The organism is Chryseobacterium sp. SN22 (assembly GCF_008329705.1).
Classification (GTDB): Bacteria; Bacteroidota; Bacteroidia; order Flavobacteriales; family Weeksellaceae; genus Chryseobacterium.
The window spans coordinates 1-2250 of sequence record NZ_VTSX01000056.1; the positions used below are offsets into that span (position 1 = coordinate 1).

Annotated in this window: 1 protein-coding gene and 2 pseudogenes; 2 read left to right on the forward strand and 1 reads right to left on the reverse strand. The window is 31.6% G+C overall.

Going from position 1 to position 2250, the window contains the following annotated elements; all coding sequences use genetic code 11:
• Positions 1 to 127 (reverse strand): annotated as a pseudogene (locus FY557_RS19925) (beta-ketoacyl synthase N-terminal-like domain-containing protein); the annotation flags it as partial.
• 227 nt (positions 128 to 354) lie between these two features.
• On the opposite strand from FY557_RS19925, the gene FY557_RS19930 reads away from it, so the two are divergent.
• On the forward strand, positions 355 to 882 hold the full coding sequence (locus FY557_RS19930; RefSeq protein WP_149248972.1) for a hypothetical protein: 528 nt from the start codon (positions 355 to 357) through the stop codon (positions 880 to 882).
• Between the two features lie 170 nt (positions 883 to 1052).
• Positions 1053 to 1382: pseudogene (locus tag FY557_RS20665) on the forward strand (RHS repeat domain-containing protein); the annotation flags it as partial.
• Between the last annotated feature and the right edge of the window lie 868 nt (positions 1383 to 2250).

Below are 2250 nucleotides of genomic sequence, written 5' to 3' on the forward strand. Positions count from 1 at the left end.
AGCGGGTCATATGCTCTACGCCTCCTGCGATATAGATTTCCCCTTCTCCGGCAGCAATCGCACGGAAGGCATTCGCCACCGCAGACATTCCCGAAGCACACAGCCTGTTTACCGTTTCACCCCCGATGAACTTTTTTCTCATCCTAAAAATAGTGACAGTATCTTATATAAAATAAAAAATGAATTACCAATAAGATCAATATATTCTATTTATGATAATGTTTTTAATATTACTTTTGATAGAAATGGTAAAATTATTCGATAGTATCTGCTATTCAACGGTAATATAGTATAAAAGTGGATTTTTTTGAAGATTACGATACTACAGACAGTAATTAAAAACAGATAAAGATTATGAAAACTTTAAAAAAGGAAAGGTTAGATATTCACCTCCACCTACAGAATAATTTATTTATACTACTTTTTTTATTATTCTCAAACTTTTTATTTTCACAGAAATTCGATGAGTATTATTTAACCACTAAAATCGTAACTTTTAAAGATCCTATACTTGTAGTTCCGGATTATGATAAAGTTGGTATTTTCATAATGGAGAGTGAAGATTTTGAAAAAGAAAAAAATATCAAAAAATTATTTAATCAAAAGAAAGCTTTTCTTTTCGATACAAATGGATTTAGTTATGAGTCAGTGCTTGAAAGAGAGAAAATGGGTTATAAAGAAGACGAATATGATTACAGTTACAGAAAAGAAGAAAAAAAAGCAATAATTCTGAAATTAGATAAGAAAGTAAAGTCTTTTTATGTAGGTTTTATAAGACTGCGATATTACAATCGTATTGATGCTTCAGCCCATGCACGATACCCTTATATTAAAAATACTGACAATTTTGAACCTGTTTTAATTCCTTCTTTTACAGATTGATAGTTATATTAATTAAAAAATAGAAAAATAATCTCATTGATATGAGAGTCTCAATTGTATCAGTGAAAATAAAGAGTCTGTCCTTTTCAGACAGGCTCTTTTTTCTACACTCAATCTCACAAATCTTTAATTATAAACATCTGGCCCAGGAAAGAAAAAATGCAGAAAGAATTTACCAGTATAAAGATCACCTGGGAAATGTAAGGCTGAGTTATTTTAACAACGGCAGCAACGTAGAAGTTCTTGAGGAAAACAATTATTATCCGTTTGGGATGAAACATGAAGGATACAATGTATCAGCAGGTAATTCTTCATACCAGTACAAGTACAACGGAAAAGAATTGCAAACGGAATCTGGAATGTATGATTACGGAGCGAGGTTTTATATGCCGGATATCGGGAGATGGGGTGTGGTTGACCCGCTGGCGGAGAAACACAGAAGACATAATCCTTTCAATTATGCAGTCAACAATCCTATATTATTTATTGATCCTGATGGTAGAGATATTAGATTTGGTGATAATATTTACTCGTATGAAAAAAATCGAGATTACAGTAAAATTAAAAATGAGTTTGACAGAAAGGCTTATGAAGCGTTAGATTATTTATATTCTACTGGTGCACTAAATGTTACAATAGGCGAGGGTAAAGAGGCTAAAACAGTTAACATTATGGATGAAATGATTAATGATAAAAAGAATACTTTTACAATTAATGAGCAGACAGAAAATGGTAAAAAAAACGAGTTTGACCCTAATAGTAAATCCGTAAAATTCAACACATCAGAAGGTATAAGATTTAGGAAGGATGGTACAAAATCAACAATGGAAGAAGGGAATATTGGTTATAATAGCCCTTCATCTAGACTTGGACACGAAATCATTCATGGATATAATCTTTTTTCAAATCCAAAAAAATATGGAGAAAGAAATCGTAATAAATATGATAATAATACTGATAAGTTGATACTAACACCAGACAATCGAAATGTAGGATTTCCAGATCAAGAAGAAGAATATACAACAACAAATTTAGGCAATCAAATGAATCAAAAATTAAATGAAGATAAAAGAACGAATTATGGAATAATACCTTATACGGTAGAAAGTGTCACATCAACAAAAATTAAACCACCTTCAACTCTAAAATAATTATGAAAGTTAAATATTTATTACTAATGCTGTTGATTGTTGCTACCTCTTGCAGTAATCCAGGGACTGCATTATTTTACTACAATGGCTCGGCTCCGGGCAGCCGGATCTTTTTACTTTTTGTTTTAAATCTGAATCAGATTATTTAAATCGGTTGGAAAATACCTATGATTTGTCTGTTGTAATTCCGCCTCCGGAAGAAAGTTCATCCCCTGAA

Coding starts and splice junctions, on each gene's coding strand:
- FY557_RS19930 (WP_149248972.1), top strand. CDS start 355: ATGAAAACTTTAAAAAAGGAAAGGTTAGATATTCACCTCCACCTACAG.